This window comes from Kitasatospora sp. NPDC059817 (assembly GCF_042731835.1).
In the GTDB taxonomy this organism is placed as follows: Bacteria; Actinomycetota; Actinomycetes; order Streptomycetales; family Streptomycetaceae; genus Kitasatospora.
Genome location: NZ_JBHWIR010000055.1, coordinates 1 through 19,026, shown reverse-complemented (window position 1 = coordinate 19,026; position 19,026 = coordinate 1). Strand labels below are relative to the sequence as shown.

At 70.8% G+C, this 19,026-nt stretch carries 16 protein-coding genes and 2 tRNA genes; 13 read left to right on the top strand and 5 right to left on the bottom strand.

Annotated features, from left to right (window positions below; translation table 11 throughout):
• Window positions 1–90: 90 nt before the first annotated feature.
• The 5 genes from ACFV61_RS14545 to rpmH form a co-directional block, all read right to left on the bottom strand.
• Complete coding sequence (locus tag ACFV61_RS14545; protein ID WP_063348467.1) at window positions 91–621, bottom strand: R3H domain-containing nucleic acid-binding protein; 531 nt, start codon at window positions 619–621, stop codon at window positions 91–93.
• 82 nt (window positions 622–703) lie between these two features.
• Window positions 704–1,876 carry a membrane protein insertase YidC gene (yidC, locus tag ACFV61_RS14540; protein WP_380491893.1) on the bottom strand — a complete coding sequence of 391 codons (1,173 nt, stop codon included), beginning with the start codon at window positions 1,874–1,876 and terminating at the stop codon, window positions 704–706.
• Window positions 1,873–2,244, bottom strand: coding sequence for a membrane protein insertion efficiency factor YidD (yidD, locus tag ACFV61_RS14535; RefSeq protein ID WP_063348465.1), 372 nt, complete (start codon window positions 2,242–2,244; stop codon window positions 1,873–1,875). Before yidD ends, yidC begins: the two co-directional genes overlap by 4 nt.
• Window positions 2,241–2,669 (bottom strand): ribonuclease P protein component, encoded by a 429-nt coding sequence (rnpA, locus tag ACFV61_RS14530; protein WP_063348464.1) that lies wholly within the window; start codon window positions 2,667–2,669, stop codon window positions 2,241–2,243. The genes yidD and rnpA overlap by 4 nt, the downstream gene beginning before the upstream one ends.
• Window positions 2,670–2,687: 18 nt before the next feature.
• The gene (gene rpmH / locus ACFV61_RS14525) at window positions 2,688–2,825 is read right to left on the bottom strand and encodes a 50S ribosomal protein L34 (RefSeq protein WP_030392420.1); all 138 of its coding nucleotides are present in this window, start codon (window positions 2,823–2,825) and stop codon (window positions 2,688–2,690) included.
• A gap of 470 nt (window positions 2,826–3,295) precedes the next feature.
• On the opposite strand from rpmH, the gene dnaA reads away from it, so the two are divergent.
• The 13 genes from dnaA (at window position 3,296) to ACFV61_RS14460 (ending at window position 18,912) form a co-directional block, all read left to right on the top strand.
• On the top strand, window positions 3,296–5,188 hold the full coding sequence (dnaA, locus tag ACFV61_RS14520; protein ID WP_380429404.1) for a chromosomal replication initiator protein DnaA: 1,893 nt from the start codon (window positions 3,296–3,298) through the stop codon (window positions 5,186–5,188).
• A gap of 974 nt (window positions 5,189–6,162) precedes the next feature.
• Window positions 6,163–7,293, top strand: a complete 1,131-nt coding sequence (gene dnaN, locus ACFV61_RS14515; RefSeq protein WP_063348462.1) for a DNA polymerase III subunit beta — start codon at window positions 6,163–6,165, stop codon at window positions 7,291–7,293.
• Window positions 7,294–7,475: 182 nt separating this feature from the next.
• Window positions 7,476–8,351: a phosphogluconate dehydrogenase (NAD(+)-dependent, decarboxylating) gene (gene gnd, locus ACFV61_RS14510; RefSeq protein ID WP_063348461.1), complete on the top strand. Its 876-nt coding sequence runs from the start codon at window positions 7,476–7,478 to the stop codon at window positions 8,349–8,351.
• A gap of 37 nt (window positions 8,352–8,388) precedes the next feature.
• Window positions 8,389–9,522 (top strand): DNA replication/repair protein RecF, encoded by a 1,134-nt coding sequence (gene recF / locus ACFV61_RS14505; protein ID WP_063348460.1) that lies wholly within the window; start codon window positions 8,389–8,391, stop codon window positions 9,520–9,522.
• Window positions 9,523–9,628: 106 nt separating this feature from the next.
• Window positions 9,629–10,168 (top strand): DUF721 domain-containing protein, encoded by a 540-nt coding sequence (locus ACFV61_RS14500; protein WP_063348459.1) that lies wholly within the window; start codon window positions 9,629–9,631, stop codon window positions 10,166–10,168.
• Window positions 10,169–10,436: 268 nt separating this feature from the next.
• The gene (gene gyrB, locus ACFV61_RS14495; RefSeq protein ID WP_380491892.1) at window positions 10,437–12,452 is read left to right on the top strand and encodes a DNA topoisomerase (ATP-hydrolyzing) subunit B; all 2,016 of its coding nucleotides are present in this window, start codon (window positions 10,437–10,439) and stop codon (window positions 12,450–12,452) included.
• Window positions 12,453–12,511: 59 nt separating this feature from the next.
• Window positions 12,512–15,124, top strand: a complete 2,613-nt coding sequence (gyrA, locus tag ACFV61_RS14490) for a DNA gyrase subunit A (protein WP_063348457.1) — start codon at window positions 12,512–12,514, stop codon at window positions 15,122–15,124.
• 151 nt (window positions 15,125–15,275) lie between these two features.
• Window positions 15,276–16,019 carry a DUF3566 domain-containing protein gene (locus ACFV61_RS14485; RefSeq protein ID WP_244293408.1) on the top strand — a complete coding sequence of 248 codons (744 nt, stop codon included), beginning with the start codon at window positions 15,276–15,278 and terminating at the stop codon, window positions 16,017–16,019.
• Between the two features lie 260 nt (window positions 16,020–16,279).
• The gene (locus ACFV61_RS14480; RefSeq protein ID WP_380491891.1) at window positions 16,280–17,674 is read left to right on the top strand and encodes a class I SAM-dependent methyltransferase; all 1,395 of its coding nucleotides are present in this window, start codon (window positions 16,280–16,282) and stop codon (window positions 17,672–17,674) included.
• Between the two features lie 16 nt (window positions 17,675–17,690).
• A tRNA-Ile gene (locus tag ACFV61_RS14475) sits at window positions 17,691–17,767 on the top strand.
• Window positions 17,768–17,888: 121 nt separating this feature from the next.
• The gene (locus ACFV61_RS14470; RefSeq protein WP_063348454.1) at window positions 17,889–18,254 is read left to right on the top strand and encodes a DUF6191 domain-containing protein; all 366 of its coding nucleotides are present in this window, start codon (window positions 17,889–17,891) and stop codon (window positions 18,252–18,254) included.
• Between the two features lie 246 nt (window positions 18,255–18,500).
• Window positions 18,501–18,629, top strand: coding sequence for a DLW-39 family protein (locus tag ACFV61_RS14465; RefSeq protein ID WP_014137031.1), 129 nt, complete (start codon window positions 18,501–18,503; stop codon window positions 18,627–18,629).
• Window positions 18,630–18,839: 210 nt separating this feature from the next.
• A tRNA-Ala gene (locus ACFV61_RS14460) sits at window positions 18,840–18,912 on the top strand.
• The last annotated feature ends 114 nt before the right edge of the window (window positions 18,913–19,026 follow it).

Genomic DNA, 19,026 nt, shown 5'->3' with positions numbered 1-19,026 from the left:
GTTGTTTATCCCCCCCCCCCGGGGGCGGGGGGGGGCGCGGCCGCTGCCCCCCCCCCGCCCCCGCCGCGGCCGGTCGTCGTACCGCCGGCCTCAGACCGGCAGCACGACCACGCACCGCTCGGGCTCCTCGCCCTCCGACTCGCTGCGCAGACCGGCGGCCGCGACCGCGTCGTGGACGACCTTGCGCTCGAAGGGCGTCATCGGCCGCAGCTTGACCTGCTCGCCACTGCTCTTCGCCTGCTCGGCGGCCTCGGCACCGAGCGCGGCCAGCTCGGAGCGCTTGCGGGCCCGGAAGCCGGCAATGTCCAGCATGAGGCGGCTGCGCTCCCCGGTCTCCCGGTGGACAGCCAACCGGGTCAGCTCCTGCAGCGCCTCCAGCACCTCGCCGTCCTGGCCGACCAGGCGCTGCAGCGCGCGGTCGTTGCCCTCACCGACGATGGAGACCAGGGCGCGGTCGCCCTCGACGTCCATGTCGATGTCACCGTCGAGGTCGGCGATGTCGAGCAGACCCTCCAGGTAGTCCGCCGCGATGTCGCCCTCCTGCTCCAGTCGGGCGATGACGTTCTCGTCGGTGCTGGCGGCGGCCTCGGCCTCGACGGCGGAGGTGGTGCCTTCCGTCACTGATGGACTCCTTCGGAGATGGGCCCAGATTGGTGGGCCGGGAACGAAGCTCTGCGCGCTGTCACAACGGATCCAGGGCCGGTCAGGACTTCTTCTTCGGCCGCTGGCCGCCACGCTTGGGCTGCTGCCGACCGGTGCCCGGCTTGACCGCGCCGGGCTTGGCCGGGCCCTGCTGGGCGGCCGCCGGCTTGGCGCCGGAGTCGGCCGGGACGGTGTCGGCGGGCTCCTCGGCGGGCTCCTCGGCCGGGGCCTCGGTGTCCTTGGTCAGGTCGGCGGTGTGCTGAGCACCGCCCTGCTGGCGCTGCGCCTTGGTCTGCTTGCGGGGCTGCTGGCGGCGTGCCTGCGCCGACTCCTCGACCACGGCGGCCGCCGCCGAGGCGGCGTCGAGGGTCGACTTGGACGGGGGCAGCAGGCCCCAGAGCGCACCCTTGATCTCCGAACCGTCCGGGTTCAGCCGGCCGGCCTTCTTCAGCCGGACCTGCCGCTCGTCCCACGCCTTGCTGCCCGGGGTCGGGTTGTTGTGGATGACGATCAGCTGCTGGCCCATCGACCAGACGTTGGTGGTCAGCCAGTAGACCAGGACACCGACGGGGAAGTTGATGCCCATCACGGCGAACATCACCGGGAAGACGTACATCAGCATCTTCTGCTGCTGCATGAACGGCGTCTTGACCGTGAGGTCGACGTTCTTGGTCATCAGCTGGCGCTGGGTGATGAACTGCGACAGCGACATCATGATGATCATCACCGCGGTGACGATCTTGACGCTGGTCTCGTGGCTGCTGACGAAGGTCGCCGAGAGCGGGGCACCGAAGATGTGCGCCTTGCCGGCGCTCAGCAGCAGGTCGCCGTGGATGACGCCGATCTGCTCGCTCTTGGCGACCTTGGCGAGCACGCCGTAGAGGGCGGTGAAGAACGGCGCCTGCACGATGATGGGAAGGCAGCTGGAGAACGGGTTGGTACCCGCCTCCTTGTACAGCTTCATCATCTCTTCGGACTGGCGCTGCTTGTCGTTCTTGTAGCGCTCCTGGATGGCCTTCATCTTCGGCTGGATCGCCTGCATGGCCCGGGTCGCCTTGATCTGCTTCACGAAGAGCGGGATCAGGCAGATCCGGATGACGACCACCATCGAGGCGATGGCCAGACCCCAGGCCCAGCCACCGTCCGGGTCGAAGATGTTGCTGTACAGCGAGTGGAACTGGACGATGATCCAGGACACCGCTGTGTACAGGGGATTCAGGAAGGAGAAGGTCACCGGTCAGGCTCCTTGGACATGTGGATTGGCCCCTCAGGGCCAATGGTCGCCGGGCCCTCGGGGTCCGGACCGGCGGGGGTCGTGGTCACCGGCTGTCCGGTGGCGGACCGGCTGCTCAGCCAGTCTCGCAGCCGCCGGTGCCACACCGGATGCTTACGCGGCGGAACGTGATCGACCCCGCCGGGCGTCCACGGATTGCAGCGCAGGATGCGCCACACGGTCAGTCCGCCGCCCTTGACCGCCCCGTGCACCTTCACGGCCTCGTAGCCGTAGTGCGAGCAGGAGGGGTAGTAACGGCAGACCGGACCGAGCAGTGGGCTGATGGTCCACTGGTAGACCCTGATCAAACCCATCAGCAGGAACTTCATCGTCCTGCTCCCGTCGGCGCCGTCGTGGCGGGCTCCACCTTCAGCAACCGTTTCAGCGCCGCGTCCAGGTCACGTTCGAGGTCCTGGTACGAGGCGGTCGCGGCCTGGGGCAGCGCACGCACCACTATCAGGCTACCGGCGGGCAGCCTGGAGAGACGATCACGAACGAGGTGCCGCAACCGGCGCTTGACCAGGTTGCGAACGACCGCCGGGCCGACGGCCTTGCTCACGACGAAACCCGCACGCGCCGAAGGAGTCCCCTCGGCGACGTGCGGGCGGGAGTCGCTGGTCCGGTCGGTCTGCCCCTTGGGGTCGTCTTCTCTGCTGAGATGGACGACCAGAAGGGGCCGGCCGGCCCGGCGACCGCGTTTCACTGCGGTCGCGAAGTCCTGGCGCCGCCGCAGCCGATTCTCGGAGGGCAGCACAACAGACTCTGTCGTGGATCAGGCGGACAGGCTGGTGCGGCCCTTGCCACGGCGGGCAGCCAGGATGGCGCGGCCGGCGCGGGTACGCATACGCAGCCGGAAGCCGTGGGTCTTCGCGCGACGACGGTTGTTCGGCTGGAAGGTGCGCTTGCTCACTCGGGGGCTCCTGAGGTGAATCGTAGGATGACGGGGAATCGCTTGGCCGTCACCGTGCGTCCGCGTGATCTCCCCTGGTTCGGAAATCCGGCCCATCGCCCCAGTTCGGCTGGGGTTCAAGGCAATCCACGGCGCCCGTGCTGCGCGCCTTATGGAGCGGGTGGACCCGCGGACATGCGGCAGCGGCCATCGACAACTCGACCTGGTTACGGTACGCGGGACGGGGCGCGAGGGTCAAACCGGCTTTTTCGAGCGGCCCCCCGAGGGCGTCCGGAGCCCCCTTTGCCCACAGCCTGTGGACAACGACTTGATCCGGCCCTGTTCGCTGACTACCGTTGCAGGACTTGTCTGGTTTGTTCTTCGTGTTCTTCCTCGTGGGGTCGGTCCGCCGGAGACGGACCCGCCGATCCACAGTCTCCTGATCCACCACCCCCTGCTGGAGCCGCGGGGAACCGAGAAAGCGTGCACCAGTGGCTGATGTCAACAGCGACCTCGTCCCGGTCTGGGCGAGAGTCGTCGAGCGGCTGGTCAGCGACCCGGACGTCGGGGAGATGGACAAGCAGTGGGTGCAGCGCACCCAGCCGATGTGGATGATGCACGACACCGCCCTGCTGGCGACCCCCAACGAGCGGGCCAAGCAGGTGCTGGAGGGCCGGCTGCTGCCGCAGCTCACCGAGGCCCTCAGCCGCGAGCTCAGCCGTCCGGTGCGGATCGCCGTGATGGTCGACGCCAACGCCGTCCCGACCACCCCCGCACCCGCCGCCCAGGCCCCGGCCGAGCCGTACCCCGGCCCGACCGAGGAGGATGCCGGCGGCTACGGCGGTCAGGACTACCAGCAGCCGTACGAGCAGGACTACGACCGGCCCCGCTACGACACCGGCGGCTACGAGCAGCGCCCCGCGCCGTACGGCGGTCCGGCGGCCGGACCGGCCTGGCCGGGCTACCCCGAGCAGGGCGGGTACCCGGAGCAGGGCGGCGGCTACCCCGAGCAGAACGGGTACCAGGAGCAGGGCGGCTACCCGGAACAGGGCGGCTACCCGGAGCGGCCCCCCGGCTACCGCGAGGCCGACGAGCCGTCCCGGCCGGCGCCGCGCCCGATGCCCGGCCCGCCCTCGACCACCCAGGGCGACCTGTTCGGCGGCGCCTACGGCCCCGGCCCGAACGAGCAGCCCCGCGCCGGCGCAGGCCGCCGCGCCCCCGGCTCACGCCCGGCCGGCGGCCGTCCTGCGGACAAGAACGCGCCGGAGCGCGCCACCGAGCGCCCGGCCGTCCCCGGCGTGCCCGCCCCGCCCGGCGCCCCGCCGGCCGGCGGCTCCCGCAAGGACGAGCCGGCCGCCCGGCTGAACCCCAAGTACCTCTTCGACACCTTCGTCATCGGCGCCAGCAACCGCTTCGCGCACGCGGCGGCGGTGGCGGTCGCCGAGGCTCCGGCCAAGGCGTACAACCCGCTCTTCATCTACGGCGAGTCCGGGCTGGGCAAGACCCACCTGCTGCACGCCATCGGGCACTACTCGCGCAGTCTCTTCCCGGGCACCCGGGTGCGCTACGTGTCCTCGGAGGAGTTCACCAACGAGTTCATCAACTCGATCCGGGACGGCAAGGCGGACACCTTCCGCCGGCGCTACCGGGACATGGACATCCTGCTCGTGGACGACATCCAGTTCCTCGCGAGCAAGGAGTCCACGCAGGAGGAGTTCTTCCACACCTTCAACACCCTGCACAACGCGAACAAGCAGATCGTCCTCTCCTCGGACCGGCCGCCCAAGCTGCTGACCACGCTGGAGGACCGGCTGCGCAACCGCTTCGAGTGGGGCCTGATCACCGACGTCACCCCACCGGAGCTGGAGACCCGGATCGCGATCCTTCGCAAGAAGGCGATCCAGGAGCAACTCAACGCCCCGGCCGACGTGTTGGAGTTCATCGCGTCCCGGATCACCCGCAACATCCGGGAGTTGGAAGGCGCCCTGATCCGGGTCACCGCCTTCGCCAACCTCAACCGGGCGCCGGTGGACCTGGAGTTGGCCGGGATCGTCCTCAAGGACCTGATCCCGGGCGGGGACGAGGACGCCGGGCCGGAGATCACCGCGCAGGTCATCATGCAGCAGACCGCCGCGTACTTCGGGCTGAGTGTGGACGACCTCTGCGGATCCTCGCGCAGCCGCGTTTTGGTGACGGCCCGTCAGATCGCCATGTACCTCTGCCGGGAGCTGACCGACCTCTCGCTGCCGAAGATCGGCGCGCAGTTCGGCGGCCGCGACCACACCACGGTGATGCACGCGGACCGCAAGATCCGCTCGCTGATGGCCGAGCGCCGGTCGATCTACAACCAGGTCACCGAGCTGACCAACCGCATCAAGAGCTAGCCGCAGGGCCGGTGGTGGGTCCGGCGCCACCTCGGCACCGAGTCCGGCGCCGAGGTGGCCGGAAAGGGCGTCAGGAGCGATCCTGGCGCCCTTTTCGCACATCCACAGGTGTGCCTCGGGCGCCGGCTGGGCAGAGATGCCGTCGACGGACGTTGCGCCAGTCCACAGCCCGCGCCGAACATTTGACCGGTGATTCGAAAACCGGGGCCGCGCAGGGCAGTTGTCCACAGGCCGGGCGCCTTCCCCGTAGTCCACAGGCCGGGGCGTCCGAAGTTATCCAGAATTCGTCCACAGGCGTGTCGCCGCTACGCTCTTCCGCGCAGGTCAGGTGCCTGTGGACTTGTGCACAACCGTTATCCACAGGCTGTGGACAATTGACGGGCCGCCAATGGGCCATCCGGGTTGTCCACCGGTTGTCCCCAGGGGAGGGGCGGTTATCCCCAGGTTGTCCACAGCATGATCCACAGTTCGACAAGCGTGGGGCGGCGTTCATGCCCTGGTGTGAAAGGCGTCACGTAAAGTTGACCGGCGCCCGTGGATAACCGGGCCGGAATCTGGGGACAGCCCTGGGGATAACCTGTGGATACCCAGCGTGCCCTGTGGGTAACGCTCCGCTGTCCACAGCACGGCGTGTTCGTCCACAGCCGCCATCCACACCCGCTGTGGACAAAAAAGTGGGTCTGACCTGCGGAAACGGGGTTATCCACGGTTTCCACAGGCCCTACTACTACCACTACACATTTAGACCCATCGACTCGCTTGAAAGTGGGTGGGCCCCGAATCTGTGGACAACCGCGCCCCGACATCTGTTCGGCTTGCTTCCGCCCGTCTGCCCCGTCTGTCGGCGGAGTACGTCAGACTGTCCTCGGCGACCGGAAGCGGAGTGGCAGAGCTCGGTGGACAGTCCGACCGACGATCAAGATCAGACGAACCAGAGTGCGAGCGGGAGCGCTCGATCCAGGAGGCGGTTACCGGTGAAGTTCCGGGTGGAGCGTGACGTCCTCGCGGAGGCGGTGGCCTGGGCTGCCCGCAGCCTCCCGGCACGGCCGCCGGTGCCGGTGCTGGCCGGCCTGCTGCTGACGGCACAGGACGGCAGCCTGGCGCTGTCCGGCTTCGACTACGAGGTCTCGGCCCGGGTCGAGCTGGAGGCCGACATCGAGGAGGCCGGCACCGTCCTGGTCTCCGGTCGGCTGCTGAACGACATCTCGCGCAACCTGCCGAACCGGCCGGTGGAGATCTCCACCGACGGCCAGCGGGTCAGCGTGGTCTGCGGCAGTTCCCGCTTCACCCTCCCCACCCTCCCGGTGGACGAGTACCCGGCGCTGCCCCAGATGCCGACCGCCACGGGCACCGTCTCGGGCGACGTGTTCGCCTCCGCGGTCAGCCAGGCCGCGGTGGCCGCCGGCCGTGACGACACCCTCCCGGTGCTCACCGGTGTCCGGGTCGAGATCGAGGGCGACCGGATCACCCTGGCCGCCACCGACCGCTACCGCTTCGCGGTCCGCGACCTGCTGTGGAAGCCGGAGCAGTCGGACATCTCGGCCGTCGCCCTGGTGCCCGCCAAGACGCTGCAGGACATCGCCAAGTCCCTGGGCAGTGGTGACACGGTCTCGATCGCGCTCTCCTCGGGTGGCGCGGGCGAGGGCCTGATCGGCTTCGAGGGCGCCGGCCGCCGGACGACCACGCGGCTGCTGGAGGGCGAGTTCCCCAAGTTCCGCAGCCTGTTCCCGACGGAGTTCAGCGCCGTCGCCGCGATCCAGACCCAGCCCTTCCTGGAGGCGCTCAAGCGCGTCTCCCTGGTCGCCGAGCGCAACACCCCGGTCCGGCTCAGCTTCGAGCAGGGCGTGCTGACCCTGGAGGCGGGCTCGGGCGACGACGCCCAGGCCACCGAGCGGATCGACGCCGACCTGGAGGGCGACGACATCTCGATCGCCTTCAACCCGGGTTACCTGGAGGAGGGCCTCAAGGCCATCGACTCCGCCTACGCCCAGCTGAGCTTCACCACCCCGACCAAGCCCGCGCTGCTCAGCGGCAAGGCCTCGGTGGACGCCGAGGAGGACAAGGCGTACCAGTACCTGATCATGCCGGTCCGCCTCTCCGGCTGACCTCGCGGCCGCTGCCCGCAGGCCGTCACCCACAGGCTGTGCACATCGGCTGTGCACAGCCTGTGGGCGTCCTCCCCCGGTCGGCCCGACCACAGGGAGCCGCCACCGCCGCAGCGCGTAGGCTCGGGGCGTGCGGCAACGGCGCCGCCGGCAGGCACGTCACCACAGGTAAGGACTTGGTCATGGAGCTCGGCCTCATCGGTCTCGGCAAGATGGGCGGCAACATGCGCGAGCGGATCCGCCGCGCCGGCCACACCGTCATCGGCTACGACCGCAACCCGGACATCTCCGACGTCGCGAGCCTCCAGGAGCTCGTCTCCAAGCTGCAGGGCCCGCGGGTGATCTGGGTGATGGTCCCGGCCGGCGCCGCCACCCAGGCGACCGTCGACGAGCTCGCCGAGCTGCTCTCCCCCGGCGACGTGGTGGTCGACGGCGGCAACTCCCGCTGGACCGACGACATCAAGCACGCCGAGGCGCTGGCCGCCAAGGGCATCGGCTTCGTCGACTGCGGCGTCTCCGGCGGTGTCTGGGGCCTGGAGAACGGCTACGCCCTGATGTACGGCGGCGACGCCGAGCACGTGGCCCGCGTCCAGCCGGTGTTCGACTCGCTCAAGCCCGAGGGCGACTTCGGCTCGGTGCACGCGGGCGCCGTGGGCGCCGGCCACTTCGCCAAGATGGTCCACAACGGCATCGAGTACGCGATGATGCAGGCCTTCGCCGAGGGCTGGGAGCTGCTGGAGGCCGCCCCCGAGGTCACCGACGTGCGCGAGGTCTTCCGCAGCTGGCAGGAGGGCACCGTCATCCGCTCCTGGCTGCTGGACCTGGCCGTCCGCGCGCTGGACGACGACGAGCACCTGGCGAAGCTGCGCGGCTGGGCCGCCGACTCCGGTGAGGGCCGCTGGACCGTCGAGGCCGCGATCGACCACGCGGTGCCGCTGCCGGCGATCACCGCCTCGCTGTTCGCCCGCTTCGCCTCCCGCCAGGACGACTCGCCGCAGATGAAGATGATCGCCGCGCTGCGCAACCAGTTCGGCGGCCACGCGGTCGAGTCCAAGTAACCCGCACCTCCCCAGAAGGCGAGCGCAGTCCACAGCCATGCACGTCGCGCATCTGTCGCTCGCCGACTTCCGGTCGTACGCCCGGGTCGAGGTTCCCCTCGACCCGGGCGTGACGGCCTTCGTCGGGCCCAACGGCCAGGGCAAGACCAACCTGGTCGAGGCGATCGGCTACGTCGCCACACTGGGCAGCCACCGGGTCGCCACCGACGCCCCGCTGATCCGGCTGGGCGCCGAGCGGGCGGTGGTCCGCACCTCGGTGGTGGACCGCGGCCGCACCACCCTGGTCGAGCTGGAGCTGACCCCGGGCAAGGCCAACCGGGCCCGGATCAACCGCTCCGACAACGTCCGCCCGCGCGACGTGCTGGGCCTGCTGCGGACCGTCCTGTTCGCTCCCGAGGACCTCAGTCTGGTCAAGGGCGACCCGGGTGAGCGCCGCCGTTTCCTGGACGAGCTGCTGACCGCCCGGGCCCCCCGGCTGGCCGGGGTCCGGCAGGACTACGAGCGGGTCCTCAAGCAGCGCAACGCCCTGCTGAAGACCGCCGCGATGGCCCGCCGGGCCGGTGGCGGCAAGGGCGCCGACCTCTCCACCCTGGAGGTCTGGGACGGCCATCTGGCAAGGGCCGGAGCCGAGTTGACGGCCTTCCGGATCCAGCTGGTGGCTTCCCTCCAGCCGTTGGTGGCGGCCGCGTACGGGCAGCTGGCCCCGGGCGGCGGCGACACCGTCCTGGAGTACCGCAGCTCCTTTGAGGGCGGGCTGCCGACCAGCCGCGAGCAGGCCGAGGAGCAGTTGCTGAACGCGCTGGCGACGGTCCGCAAGCAGGAGGTGGACCGCGGCATCACCCTGGTCGGCCCGCACCGCGACGAGCTGGTGCTCAGCCTCGGCCCGCTGCCCGCCAAGGGCTACGCGAGCCACGGCGAGTCCTGGTCGTTCGCGCTGGCGCTGCGGCTGGCCTCGTACGAGCTGCTGCGCGCCGACGGCGGCGAGCCGGTGCTGATCCTGGACGACGTGTTCGCCGAGCTGGACGCGGCCCGCCGGGACCGGCTGGCCGAACTGGTGGCCGACGGCGAGCAGGTGCTGGTCACCGCGGCGGTCGCCGAGGACGTGCCGAAGGCGCTGGCCGGCGCCCGGTTCGCGGTCGCCGACGGCGCCGTCCGCCGGATCGACGCCTGACTCCCCCCGCACCTTCGCAACCGCCGTCCGGGCACTCCCGTAGGCTGGACGGCTCACCGGCGCGCGTCCGCGACCGTTGTCCACAGGCTGGGGAAAGGAGATCGCCGTGAGCGAGCCGGCGGAGCACTCCCCCCAGCCGGGCGACGCGGCGCCGACCGGCGCCGACCTCGCCCGCTCGGCGCTGCGGGCGGCCCGGGCCCAGGCGCGGCAGCGCGGCGAGCAGGTCCGGGAGAAGCGTGAGGCGAAGCGGCACGGCCTGCGCAGCGGAGCCCGGTCGGACGGCCGCGACCCGGTCCCGCTGGGGGCGGCGCTGAACCGGCTGCTGACCGAACGGGGCTGGGAGTCCTCGGCCGCGGTCGGCGGGGTGATGGGCCGTTGGCCCCAGATCGTCGGCCCGGACATCGCCGCGCACTGCCACCCCTCCTCCTACGACGACGCCGCCGCGGTGCTCACCGTGCAGTGCGACTCCACCGCATGGGCCACCCAACTACGGTGGCTGGCAAGGCAGTTGGTGGCCCGCCTGAACCACGAGCTGGGCCACGGCACGGTCCGCACCATCAAGGTGCTGGGCCCGGCGGCGCCCGCCCGCGGCTACGGCCGGCTGCGCGCTCCGGGGAGCAAGGGGCCGGGCGACACCTGGGGCTGACCGGGTTGCCGGCCCGCCGTCGAGGGCGTGGAGCGGACCACGATCTTCCGGAACCCCTGACAGCCCTTCCAGGCGCTCTGGGCCCCCCGGGCGAGTATCGGGACATGTCCAGAGGGGATTCAGGGCGGCATATCTGCCTTCAAGGGCTGCCAAACGCCCATCTCTGTCAGTCGTACCGGTAGACTGAGAGCCAAACACTGTTGCTAGTGGCAACCGAGTCTAAACGCCGTGGTCGCACGCCCGCCCACACGGGGCGGGAATGCGGCCCGTGCTGTGCCAGAGAGGGCGCTTCGTGGCCGATTCCGGCAACCCCAGCCAGACCCCAGACCAGACCGACCAGGCTTCCTACACCGGTAGCAACATCCAGGTGCTGGAAGGCCTCGACGCCGTCCGCAAGCGCCCCGGCATGTACATCGGCTCCACCGGCGAGCGGGGCCTGCACCACCTGGTGCAGGAAGTGGTGGACAACTCCGTCGACGAGGCGATGGCCGGGTACGCCGACACCATCGACGTCACGCTCCTCGCCGACGGCGGGGTCCGGGTGGTGGACAACGGCCGTGGCATCCCGGTCGACATCGTCCCCGGCCAGGAGAAGCCGGCCGTCGAGGTCGTGCTCACCGTCCTGCACGCCGGCGGCAAGTTCGGCGGCGGCGGCTACGCCGTCTCCGGCGGTCTGCACGGTGTCGGCGTCTCGGTCGTGAACGCGCTGTCCACCCGCCTGGCGGTGGAGATCCACCGCGACGGCTCGCGCTTCACCCAGGACTACAAGGCCGGTGCGCCGACCGCGCCGCTGGCCACGCACGAGGGCTCCGAGCAGACCGGCACGACCGTCACCTTCTGGGCCGACCCGGAGATCTTCGAGACCACGGTCTACTCCTTCGAGACGCTGTCCCGGCGCTTCCAGGAGATGGCCTTCCTCAACAAGGGCCTCTCGATCTCGCTCACCGACGAGCGCCCCGAGCACGTGGACGAGGAGGGCAAGCCGCTCACCGTCACGTACAAGTACGACGGCGGCATCGCCGACTTCGTCGCCCACCTCAACTCCCGCAAGGGCGAGGTGATCCACCCCTCGGTGATCGACTTCGAGGCGGAGGACAAGGACCGGGCGATCTCGGTGGAGATCGCGATGCAGTGGAACTCCTCCTACACCGAGGGGGTCTACAGCTTCGCCAACACCATCCACACGCACGGCGGCGGTACCCACGAGGAGGGCTTCCGCGCGGCGCTGACCGGCCTGGTCAACCGCTACGCGCGGGACAAGAAGCTGCTCCGGGAGAAGGACGACAACCTCTCCGGCGAGGACATCCGCGAGGGCCTGACCGCGATCATCTCGGTCAAGCTCGGCGAGCCGCAGTTCGAGGGCCAGACCAAGGACAAGCTCGGCAACACCGAGGCGAAGACCTTCGTCCAGAAGGTCGTCCACGAGCACCTCAACGACTGGTTGGACCGCAACCCCAACGAGGCCTCGGACATCATCCGCAAGTCCATCCAGGCCGCCACCGCGCGCGTCGCCGCCCGCAAGGCCCGCGACCTCACCCGCCGCAAGGGCCTGCTGGAGTCCGCCTCGCTGCCGGGCAAGCTCTCCGACTGCCAGTCCAAGGACCCGGCCGAGTGCGAGATCTTCATCGTCGAGGGTGACTCCGCCGGCGGCTCGGCCAAGCAGGGCCGCGACCCGCGCACCCAGGCCATCCTGCCGATCCGCGGCAAGATCCTGAACGTCGAGAAGGCCCGGATCGACAAGGTGCTGCAGAACACCGAGGTCCAGGCGCTGATCTCGGCCTTCGGCTGCGGCATCCAGGAGGACTACGACGACTCCAAGCTCCGCTATCACAAGATCGTCCTGATGGCGGACGCCGACGTCGACGGGCAGCACATCCGCACCCTGCTGCTCACCCTGCTGTTCCGCTTCATGCGGCCGCTGGTCGAGTCCGGGTACGTCTACCTCGCCATGCCGCCGCTGTACAAGATCAAGTGGGGCAAGGACGACTTCGAGTACGCCTACTCGGACCGCGAGCGCGACGCGGTCATCGCGGCCGGGGTCGAGGCCGGGCGCCGGCTGCCCAAGGACGACGCGATCCAGCGCTTCAAGGGCCTCGGCGAGATGAACGCCGAGGAGCTCCGGGTCACCACCATGGACGCCGAGCACCGGCTGCTGCTCCAGGTCACCCTGGAGGACGCCGCTCGCGCCGACGAGCTGTTCTCCGTGCTGATGGGCGAGGACGTCGAGGCACGCCGCTCCTTCATCCAGCGCAACGCCAAGGACGTCCGCTTCCTGGACGTGTGACGCCGCCCGACCGGCAGCGAAACCACGTACCAGTCCGCGTGAAAGGAAACTGACCACCAGTGGTCGACGACAACCGTCCCGAAGGCGAACAGCCCGAGACCCCCACAGCCGCCGAGGCCACCGCCCAGGTGACCATGCGGATCGAGCCGGTCGAGCTCGAGACCGAGATGCAGCGCTCGTACCTCGACTACGCGATGAGCGTGATCGTCAGCCGGGCGCTCCCCGAGGTCCGCGACGGCCTCAAGCCGGTGCACCGACGCGTGCTCTACGCGATGTACGACGGCGGGTACCGCCCCGAGAAGGGCTACTACAAGTGCGCCCGCGTCGTCGGCGACGTCATGGGCAACTACCACCCGCACGGCGACACCTCCATCTACGACACCGTCGTGCGCCTGGCCCAGCCGTGGTCGCTGCGGATGCCGCTGGTGGACGGCAACGGCAACTTCGGCTCCCCGGGCAACGACCCGGCCGCGGCCATGCGCTACACCGAGTGCAAGATGATGCCGCTCGCCATGGAGATGATGCGCGACATCGACGAGGGCACCGTCGACTTCGCGTCCAACTACGACGGCCGCTCGCAGGAGCCGACCGTCCTGCCCGCGCGCATCCCCAACCTGCTGGTCAACGGTGCCACCGGCATCGCGGTCGGCATGGCCACCAACATCCCGCCGCATAACCTGCGCGAGGTCGCCTCCGGCGCGCTCTGGGCGCTGGAGCACCCGGACGCCTCCAACGAGGAGCTGCTCGAAGCCCTGATCGAGCGGATCAAGGGCCCCGACTTCCCCACCGGCGCGCTGATCGTCGGCCACCGCGGGATCGACGACGCCTACCGCACCGGCCGCGGCTCGATCACCATGCGCGCCGTGGTCGAGGTCGAGGAGATCCAGGGCCGCCAGTGCCTGGTGATCACCGAGCTGCCGTACCAGGTCAACCCGGACAACCTCGCGCTGAAGATCGCCGACCTGGTCAAGGACGGCAGGGTCGCCGGCATCGCCGACGTCCGCGACGAGTCCTCGTCCCGCACCGGCACCCGCCTGGTGGTCGTGCTCAAGCGCGACGCCGTCGCCAAGGTCGTGCTGAACAACCTCTACAAGCACACCGAGCTGCAGACCAACTTCGGCGCCAACATGCTGGCCCTGGTCGACGGCGTGCCGCGCACGCTGTCGCTGGACGCCTTCATCCGGCACTGGGTCAACCACCAGGTCGAGGTCATCGTCCGGCGCACCACCTTCCGGCTGCGCAAGGCCGAGGAGCGCGCCCACATCCTGCGCGCCCTGCTGCGCGCCCTGGACATGATCGACGAGGTCATCGCGCTGATCCGGGCCTCGGCGAGCGCCGACGCGGCCCGCACCGGCCTGATGGGGCTGCTCTCCATCGACGAGCTCCAGGCCAACGCCATCCTGGAGATGCAGCTGCGCCGCCTGGCCGCCCTGGAGCGCCAGCGGATCATGGACGAGCACGACGAGCTGCAGCGCAAGATCGACGAGTACAACGCGATCCTGGCCTCGCCGACCCGCCAGCGGGAGATCATCTCCGAGGAGCTCACCGCGATCGTCGAGAAGTACGGCGACGAGCGGCGCTCCACCCTCATCCCGTCCGACGGCGACCTCTCGATCGAGGACCTCATCGCCGAGGAGGACATCGTCGTCACGATCACCCGTGGCGGCTACGTCAAGCGGACCCGCTCCGACCTCTACCGCTCGCAGAAGCGCGGCGGCAAGGGCGTGCGCGGAGCGCAGCTCAAGCAGGACGACATCGTCGACCACTTCTTCGTGACGACGACGCACAACTGGATCCTGTTCTTCACCAACAAGGGCCGGGTCTACCGCGCCAAGGGCTACGAGCTCCCGGACGCCGGGCGCGACGCCCGCGGCCAGCACGTGGCCAACCTGCTGGCCTTCCAGCCGGATGAGCACATCGCCCAGGTGATGGCCGTGCGCACCTATGAGGACAAGCCCTACCTGGTCCTCGCCACCCGGGCCGGCCTGGTGAAGAAGTCCGCGCTGAAGGACTACGACTCCCCGCGCTCCGGCGGCCTGATCGCGATCAACCTGCGCCAGGACGAGGAGGGCCGGGACGACGAGCTGATCGGCGCCGAGCTGGTCTCCGCCGAGGACGACCTGCTGCTGGTCTCCAAGAAGGCCCAGTCGATCCGCTTCACCGCGACCGACGACGCGCTGCGGCCCACCGGCCGCGCCACCTCCGGCGTCAAGGGCATGGCCTTCCGCGAGGACGACGAAATGCTCTCGATGAACGTCGTCCGCCCGGGAACGTACGTGTTCACCGCGACCGACGGCGGGTACGCCAAGCGCACGGCCGTGGACGAGTACCGTGTCCAGGGGCGTGGCGGCTACGGCACCAAGGCGGCGAAGATCGTCGAGGGCCGGGGCTCCCTGGTCGGCGCGCTCGTGGTCGACGACACCGACGAGATCATGGCGATCACCCTTTCGGGTGGGGTGATCCGCACAAGGGTTTCCGAAGTTCGTGAAACCGGACGTGACACCATGGGCGTCCAACTGATCAACCTCGGTAAGCGCGACGCGGTCGTGGGCATGGCCCGCAACGCGGAAGCCGAGGACGAGGAGACGGTGGAGGACGAGGTCGCGGACACCGCGTCCACCGAAACGGCTGAGGGTGCGGAGACGACGGCCGGCGGCGACGCCGAGGTCTGAACCGAACCACGGGCCGGTGCCGTCGCGTCCTGATAGAGGGGCGTGGCGGCACCGGCCGCCCACCAGTTCCGGGCAATCCCGCCGGGCGCTGGATGACGAGTGACGAAGCAGGACGGTGCCGCCGTCCTGGTGGGAAGTGCGGGAGGACCAGGTGAGTGGAGCCACGGGTGCTGCGGGAGGGCCCTCCGGCGGCCGTCCGGGCGCGCAGGGCGGGGGTGGGTACGGCGCGCAGCAGCCGCCGGCCGAGCACTCGGCCGCGTCCACCTCGCTGATGCCACCGGTCGGCGGGGCGGGGCAGGGCGGCGCGACCTACGGCGGGCAGACGCCCCCGCCGCCGGGCGCTCCGGCGCCGGGCGCGAGCGGATTCTCGCAGCCGACCACCTATGCCAAGGGGCAGCCGACCCCGGCCCGGGGCACCCGGACCAGCGGCAACACCCCGCCCGGCGGCACGCCCGTCCCGGGCGCGGCGCGCAGGCCGGCCGCCCCGGCCGCCCCCGCGGCGGCCGCCGGTGTCGGCCTCGGCCGGACCCGCAAGGCCCGGCTGCGGGTGACCAAGGTCGACCCGTGGTCGGTGATGAAGGTCAGCTTCCTGCTGTCGCTGGCGGTCGGGATCATCATCATCGTGGCCGCGGCGGTGCTGTGGATGACGCTGGACTCGCTCGGCGTCTTCGACTCGCTGACCAAGACCCTCAAGGACGTCACCGGCTCGGACAGCGCCGGCGGCCTCAACCTGATGGACTACGTGGGCTTCGGCAAGGTGATGACCTTCACCTCGCTGATCGCCGTGGTCGACGTCGTCCTGCTGACGGCGCTGTCCACGCTCTCGGCGTTCATCTACAACGCGGCGGCCGGCTTCACCGGCGGCGTCGAGCTGACCCTGGCCGAGGAGGACTGACCCCGGTCGGATCCTGACTCCCGGTCAGTTCGCCGTCCACGGACGGAATGGACGGGCCCCGCAGGCTGTTGCAGCCTGCGGGGCCCGTCGGCATTTCGGGTGACAGCCGGCCGCCCGCGGCGTGCCGCCCGGGAGCGGGCCGGCCGCGGTGGGATTAGCTGGGTGGCGCCCGGTCCACGCCTGGGAGTGCCGCAGGCCGCCCCCGGTCCGCCCGGCCGGGTCAGGAGACGTTCCGCAGGACGGCTGGACGGAGGCGCGCGGTGGCGAAGCTCGCAGGTCAACTGGTCGAGGCCCTGGACGGGCTGTTGGGGGTTCCGGTACCGCTGCGGGTCCAGGCCTGGGACGGCAGCGTCGCCGGGCCGCCGGGAGCCCCCACGGTCGTCCTGCGCAACCGCCGGGCGCTGCGCCGGCTGCTCTGGCAGCCGGGCGAGCTGGGCCTGGCCCGGGCGTACGTCGCGGGGGATCTGGAGATCGCCCCCGGCACCGACCTCTACGAGGTGCTCTCGGCCGTCGCCCGGTTCGTGGAGCGGCCGGAGATCCGCCGCCTCGACCTCGGCCCGCGGGACGTGCTCGGCGCCAACGGGCGCCGCGTCCTCGTGGCCGCGCTGCGGGCCGGGGCGCTCGGCCCCGAGCCCACGCCGCCCCCGGAGGAGGTCCGCAAGGCCCGCGGGCGGCTGCACAGCCGCAGCCGGGACCGCGCGGCCATCAGCCACCACTACGACGTCGGAAACGACTTCTACGGGCTCGTCCTGGGCTCCTCCATGGTCTACTCGTGCGCCTACTGGACCCCGGAGGCCAAGAGCCTGGAGGCCGCCCAGGAGGCCAAGCTCGACCTGATCTGCCGCAAGCTCGGCCTACGGCCCGGGATGCGCCTGCTGGACGTCGGCTGCGGCTGGGGCTCGCTGCTGCTGCACGCGGCCGAGCGCTACGGCGTCACCGCGGTCGGCGTCTCCATCTCGCGGGAGCAGGTCGCGCTGGCCCGCCGGCGGGTCGAGGAGGCCGGCCTGGCCGGGCGGGTGGAGGTCCGGCTCCAGGACTACCGGGAGATCGTCGACGGCCCGTTCGACGCGATCTCCAGCGTCGGGATGGCCGAGCACGTCGGCTCCGAGCAGTACCGGGTCTACGCCGAGGGCCTGCACCGGCTGCTGGTGCCCGGTGGCCGGCTGCTCAACCACCAGATCGCCCGCCGCCCCGACCACCCCGGTGAGCCGCACCGCACCAGCCCCTTCATCGACCGCTACGTCTTCCCCGACGGCGAGCTCTCCCCCGTCGGTTCCACCGTGGCCCGGCTGGAGGAGGCCGGCTTCGAGGTCCGGGACGTCGAGTCGCTGCGCGAGCACTACGGGCTGACCCTGCGCGAATGGGTGGCCAACCTGGAGGCGCACTGGAGCGAGGCGGTCCGGCTGGTCGGCCGCGGCCGGGCCCGGGTCTGGCGGCTGTACATGGCCGCCAGCGCGCTCGCCTTCGAGGAGAACCGGATCGGGATCAACCAGATCCTCGCCGTCCGCAGCACCGAGGAGGGCGCGGCCGGCCTCCCGGCGACCCGCGAGGAATGGCTGCTGCGCCCGGCCGCCGGAGCGCCGCCGCTGGTCGGCGGGGTGCCCGCCGGGAACCCCGCCGGCCCGGATTTGGGAGATCGGCCATCGGTCCGCTAATCTTTCAGTGCGGCAAGGGCCTATAGCTCAGACGGTTAGAGCGCTTCCCTGATAAGGAAGAGGCCACAGGTTCAAGTCCTGTTAGGCCCACCACCGCGAAGGGCCCGGAGTGATGCACTCCGGGCCCTTCGGCGTTTTCCCCCGCCGTTCCGGGAACCGCGTGCCCCGCCGGGCTGTTCTCCCGGGAGGGAACGTGTGGAGGGATGGTGACGACATGGCGATCTTCTGGGCGATGAGCATCCCCGGACTGATCTGCGCCCTGGTGGTGCTCGCGGCGGTCGACCAGCTCGCGCTGCGGGCGCGCCGCTCACGCTGGGTGCCGTGGCGGGGGACCGGCCGGGAGGGGCAGATCTCGGCCACCGGTTTCGAGCAGCTGCACGCGCAGTTCGCCGCCGGCAAGCAGCACGAGCTGGACGAACGCGGCACGACCCTGATGCTGCGCGACGAGGAGGGCGAGGGGGCGCCGCCCCGGACCAGGGTGGACCTGGCGGGCGGGAAGGCCGTGGTGGTGACGCCGTCGAACCGCCTGTCCGACCGCTCGTCGGACCACCCGTCCAGCGCCCCGCCGGGCACGCCGTAGGGCCCGGCCGGGGAGGGCCGGCCGTACGGCAGGAGGTGCGGCGTCAATCCTCCGCCCGGACCGCCGGGTTGGCCGCAGCGGTGGCTGGTCACGATTGGGACACTGGTGTGTATCATCGGCCGCAAGGGCAGTCTGGCACCCGGCAGCCCGTTCGCGATCGAAACACATCTGGACTCGTCGGCCCGGTCAGTCCGGCCGGAGCACCGGCTCTTGAGTCCGCCAACGCAAGAAGGACGAGGTCCCGCGGTGAAGAAGCTTCTCCTGGTCGCCCTGGTCGCCCTCGGCGGCTTCTTTGTCTACCGTCAGGTCCAGGCGGACCGCGCCGAGCAGGACCTGTGGACCGAGGCCACCGACCCGGTTCCGGCCGGTCGCTGAGCCCGGACGATCCGACGATCAACGATCTTCGGAGGCGCTTCACCGCGCCTCCAGGGCCGGCCGGCCCGGTCACCCGACCGGATCGGCCGGATCCCAGGCACCGCCCGGACGCCGCCTCGGCGGCAGGTCCGGTCGGCCCGGGGGTAGGGCGCCGGGAACGGCGCCGGAACCCGGTACGCTAGTGCCCGTCGGCACCTGCGGTGCCGTCGAGGGGCATTAGCTCAGTTGGTAGAGCGCTGCCTTTGCAAGGCAGATGTCAGGAGTTCGAGTCTCCTATGCTCCACAGCTCATCGCAGTCGTGACGCCGATCGGCCGCTGACCGGGGGCGGGGGGGGCGGGGGTGGGGCGCCCCCGCGGGGGGGCGCTGTTAATCAAAAACACGGCCCCCGGGGCCGCA